Below are 4,781 nucleotides of genomic sequence, written 5' to 3'. Positions count from 1 at the left end.
CGCGTACTCGTCGCGCCGGCCGCACATGCCGTAGCCGCCGTGCCGGGTGGGCGCGGCCTCGTACGCGGTGGCGTCGGCGAGGTAAGCCGGACGGCCGTCGAGGAGCGCGTCGAGCTGGGCGCCGGTGCGTTCGGCGGCGGCCAGTGCGCCGGCCCGCCACAGCTTCCGCCAGCCGGGCACCTTGTCGCGCACCAGGTGGGCGGCGGCCCGCTGGAACTCCCGATACGGACCGGCGTCGCCGGCGACGAGGGCCTCGCGCAGGACGAGATAGCCCTCGACGGCGAGGTCCCTGCGGCGGCGCGCCGCGGCCTCCGTCTCCGGCCCCGTGCCGGGCGGCAGCATGGCCGCGGCGGCGTACGCGTCGGGGTCGGCCAGTACCTCGGGCGGGAAGGTGAAGACGGCGTCCCCGGCCTCGGGCAGGCCGCTGTTCTGCATCAGCACCGTGACGCGCAGGCCGCCGCTCTGCACCATGCGGTGCACGGTGCCCGGCGTGAACCAGGCGAGGGAGCCAGGCTCCAGCGGGATGTCCCGGTAGCCGTCGGGACTCAGTGTCTGCACCGCGCCGCGCCCGCCGGTGACGACGTACGCCTCCGTGCACACCAGGTGCAGATGCGGACTGCCGCCGCACACGCCGTCGGCGGCCGCCCAGTCGTAGGCGCTCAGGTGGGACATGCCCACCGCGCCGGGCAGGGGACGGGGAAGTTCGGGCTTGGCGTCGCTCACCACGGCAGCCCCTTCAGATACGCCCCGACGCGGTCGCCGTCCCAGGCGCCGTCGGCGACCACGATGCGGTAGCGGTAGGCGAAGGACTCGCCCGGAGGCAGCTCGAACTCCTCGAAGAACGCCCAGGAGAACGCCACCGACGGGATCGGCTCGGCGCGCACGAACCAGTGGGAGGGGTGGATCGCGGCCTTCTCGTCGAGGTTCTCGGGCGCGTGCGCGAAGACGAGCGTGGAGTGTGCGTCGACGTCGTCGTGCTCGGTGGTGAAGGCGAGCCACGGGCCCCGGGTGCCCATCAGCCCGGCGGCGTCCGCGTCGGTGTCCGGGGCGAAGGCGGTGCCGCCGGTGAAGTCGCGGGGGCCGCGCCACTGGAGGCCGGTGTAGCCGGCCATCTCGCGGCCGGCGGTGGTCGGCGAGCCGAACGCCAGTGACTCGTCGCGGGTGTTGGTGAGGCGGATCGACCAGTCCAGGACCCAGGCACCCGCCGCCTCGTCGACCGAGTGGACGGTCAGTCCGCGCTCCTCGCGGGCCCACTCGGCACCGCCGTTCTCGATCCAGGTGAGGTTCTCGGTGATCGCGAGCCGGTCGTCCTCGACCGCGAAGCCGGCGAAGCCGTCGTGCCGCATCGAGCCGATGCGCTCGGGCAGGGGCAGGTAGCCCTCGCCGTGGACGTAGCAGTTGCCGCCCCAGAAGTTCTGGCTGGAGAGGTGACTGGCCGTCATCTGCAGGCCCTTGTGCCAGCGGTGGTCGCTGGGGCGGTACCCGGTCACCCGGCGTCCGGCGAGGGTGCGCACCGGGTGGGCGTAGGGCTTGCGGGACTCGAAGCTCTCGGGATCGGGGCGGTACACGTAGCGGAGGATCTCGATGCCGTTCGCCGCGGTGACCGCGACGTGGTCGCCGTGGGTGTGGCTGACGCTCAGGGTGCTCATGCGCGCTCCTCGGGTGCCCAGTCGGGGTGGTCGCCGTGCATGGCCGAGTGGAAGGGGTCGCCGGGTGCGATCTCGCCCGCGAGGACGGGCCGTCCGGTGAACGCCGACTTGTACAGGGCGGCGGCGAACTCCATCGTGGCGCGTGCGTCCGGACCGCTGCCGGGGGGCCGTTCGCCCGCGTCCCAGGCGTCCAGCACCGCGCCGAGCTGCGCGGTGTGGGAGCTGGGCACGTCCGCGGCCGGGGTGCGCCAGGCGGTGGCCCGTTCCGGGGCGACGTGCCGGGCCGGGGTGTAGGTCCAGTCGTCGTTGCGGTGCCCGTAGAGGTGGGTCAGCTCCACGGTGGCGTCGGCGCAGTCGACGCGGACACGGCTCACCTCGTCCGGGGAGAGCACGCTGTTGACGACGGTGGCGAGGGCACCGTTCTCGAACCGCACCAGGGCGGTGGAGACGTCCTCGCTCTCGGTGTCGTGGACCAGGCGCGACGCCATGGCCCGCACCTCCGCCCAGGGGCCGAGCAGGTGCAACAGCAGGTCGTACTGGTGGATGCCGTGGCCCATGGTCGGGCCGCCGCCCTCGGTGGACCAGCGTCCGCGCCACGGCACCGCGTAGTAGGCGGCGTCGCGGTGCCAGGTGGTCTGGCAGTGGGCGACCAGCGGGGCGCCCAGCTCGCCGCTCGCGATCAGGTCGCGGGCGTGCGCGGCGCCGGAGCCGTACCGGTGCTGGAAGACCACGGACGCGTACGCGCCGGACGCCTCCTCGGCGGCGGCGATGTCGTCGTACTCGGCGAGCGAGAGGCACAGCGGCTTCTCGCACAGCACCCAGGCGCCGGCCTTGAGCGCGGCGACCGTCTGCTCCCGGTGCAGGGACGGCGGCGTACCGATGAGCACCAGGTCGGGGCGTACGGCATCCAGCATGGCGCCCGTCGACGGGTAGCCGGCGACGTCGCCGCCCGCCTCGGCCCGGAAGGCGTCGAGGCGGGCCGGGTCCACGTCCACGGCGGCCACCAGTTCCGCGCGGTCGGCGTGGGCTCCGAGGGCGGGCAGGTGGCTGCCGGTGACGATGGCACCGGTACCGACCACGGCGACCCGGCGGCGGGCGGGACGTGGGGACATACGGTCCTCCTCGGACACCGGCGCACGACAGCCGCGCACGCCGCTAGAAAGCGCTTGCACTGCGGCAGACCCTAAGTGGAAGGCGAATGTCCGGACAACCCCCCAGCGTTTGCGGGCTCGGCACACGGCTGGTCGACTGTCGCCCGGGGGGACGGAGCCGGTCGCACCGCGCCGGCGCGGTCTTCAGTCCTCTCCCGAAGGAGTTCAGGCGTGAGCAACCCGAAGTCGTCGTCCGTGGAACACCGGTCCGACGGCAGCCAGCCCTGGCTGCACCAGAAGGGCCGCACCATCCAGGAGTTCGGCACCGTCAAGCAGTTCCCCGTGGCGCTGACCATGGAGACCCGCCTCTACTCCTGCCAGCGGCTCAACAAGGTTCTGGCGGACACCCGGATTCTGCACGACCTGTACAAAAAGTACCACTGGCTCATGCGCGGGGCGACGTTCTACCAACTGCACCTGCTGCTGGACAAGCACGCGGGCGAGCAGCTGGAGCTGATCGACACCATCGCCGAGCGCGTCCAGACGCTCGGCGGCGTGGCGATCGGCGACCCACGGCACGTCGCCGAGATCACCACCGTGCCGCGTCCGCCGGACGGGGTGGAGGAGGTGCCGTCGATGCTCTCGCGGCTCCTGGAGGCGCACGAACTGATCCTGGCCGACTGCCACGACGCCGCCGGCCGCACCCAGGAACTCGGCGACGACGGCACCAACGACCTCCTCGTCTCCGAAGTCGTGCGCACCAACGAACTGCAGGCGTGGTTCGTGGCGGAGCATCTGGTGGACACCCCGCTGGTGCACGCCTGATCCCGTTCCACGCGACCTCCGCGGGCCCGCAAGACGTCTCGGTCACGCTCCGCACACCCCCGGGCGACGGCGCTCTTGGTGCCCTTTCGTCCCCGCTGTGGAAGCGTCCGAGACATGGCCCACATGTCCCACGGCGCCCATGCCCAGCCTCCGACGCGCGGTCAGCGGTGGTCCGCGCTCCGGCAGTCGCCGTTCTGGCCGGCCACCGTACTGGTACTGATCCTCGCCGCTGCGGCGGGCCTCTTCGCGGGTTCGTACACCTACTCGATGGCGGACCCGACGCCGCACTCGATCCCCACGGCCGTGGTCGGTTCGTACGAGGAGGCCCGCGGCCAGGCCTTTCTGGACGGCATGGAGAAGGCGCTGAACGCCTCGGTCAAGGTGCGCCCCTACGGCAGCGAGGCCGAGGCCCGGGAGGCGATGCAGGACCAGGAGGTCTTCGCGATCTTCGAGCTGCGCGACGACGGACGCACCGCCGTGCTCGACCTCTCCAGCGCGTCGGGTGCCTCCGTCGCGCAGGTGCTGGCCGACACCGCACCGGTCGTGGGGCGGAAGACCGGCGTCGAGGTCACCGTCCGGGACATCAACCCCCTCCAGGAGGGCGACCCGCGGGGACTGGCGATCTTCTACATCTCCCTGGCCGCGGTGATCATCGGCTTCGTCGGGGCGATCCAGCTGAGTGTGCACGCGCGCTCGTTGACTCCGTTCGAGCGCATCCTCTTCACCGCCGCCTACGCGCTGCTGGGCGGGTTCGCCATCGCCGCGACGGTGGACTGGCTGCTGGACGCGCTCGACCTGCCGTTCGTCGAGTCGTGGCTGATCCTCGCGCTCACGATGTTCGCGTCCGGCATGGTGTTCACCATGTTCAACACCCTGTTCGGACGTTGGGCGATGCTGCCGACCTGGGGGCTGATGGTGCTTCTCGGCAATCCCTCCTCCGGCGGTGCGGTGTCCTGGCCGCTGCTGCCGTCCCCGCTGGGTGCGATCGGCCAGTGGCTGCCGCCGGGGGCCTCGGTCAACGCCCAGCACACGGCGGTGTACTTCCAGGACCACCAGCACGCGTTCCCGTTCCTGGTGCTGGGCGGGTGGGCGCTGCTGTCCTGTACGGTCTTCTGGATCTGGCGGCACCGTCATCCCGGCGGCCGCGAGAAGCGGCCGGCGCACGCCGCGGACTCCTGAGCCGCGCGTCCCCCTCCGTGCCCGCCCCGTCCCCGTC

General features: G+C 72.4%; 5 protein-coding genes. 2 read left to right on the top strand and 3 right to left on the bottom strand.

All coding sequences use genetic code 11. The features are described from left to right. From EBH09_RS32985 to EBH09_RS32975, 3 genes are all read right to left on the bottom strand, one after another. A partial coding sequence (locus EBH09_RS32985; protein ID WP_121751123.1) for a cupin occupies positions 1-672 on the bottom strand: 672 nt, incomplete at its 3' end. A 47-nt stretch (positions 673-719) separates the two neighbouring features. Then, positions 720-1,649, bottom strand: coding sequence for a PmoA family protein (locus EBH09_RS32980; RefSeq protein WP_121750499.1), 930 nt, complete (start codon positions 1,647-1,649; stop codon positions 720-722). Then, a complete protein-coding gene (locus EBH09_RS32975) occupies positions 1,646-2,761 on the bottom strand; it encodes a Gfo/Idh/MocA family oxidoreductase (protein WP_121750498.1) in 1,116 nt (371 codons plus the stop codon). The genes EBH09_RS32980 and EBH09_RS32975 overlap by 4 nt, the downstream gene beginning before the upstream one ends. A gap of 210 nt (positions 2,762-2,971) precedes the next feature. Here EBH09_RS32975 and EBH09_RS32970 point away from each other — a divergent pair, with 210 nt between their 5' ends. Together EBH09_RS32970 and EBH09_RS32965 are read left to right on the top strand one after the other, a co-directional pair. Then, entirely contained in the window at positions 2,972-3,565 is a 594-nt protein-coding gene (locus EBH09_RS32970) for a DNA starvation/stationary phase protection protein (protein WP_121750497.1), read from the top strand. A gap of 114 nt (positions 3,566-3,679) precedes the next feature. Beyond that, entirely contained in the window at positions 3,680-4,744 is a 1,065-nt protein-coding gene (locus tag EBH09_RS32965) for an ABC transporter permease (protein ID WP_193776657.1), read from the top strand. Positions 4,745-4,781 lie beyond the last annotated feature (37 nt).

This window comes from Streptomyces sp. E2N166 (genome assembly GCF_003671715.1).
GTDB classification, from domain to species: domain Bacteria; phylum Actinomycetota; class Actinomycetes; order Streptomycetales; family Streptomycetaceae; genus Streptomyces; species Streptomyces thinghirensis.
This window is presented reverse-complemented; position numbering and strand designations above follow the sequence as displayed.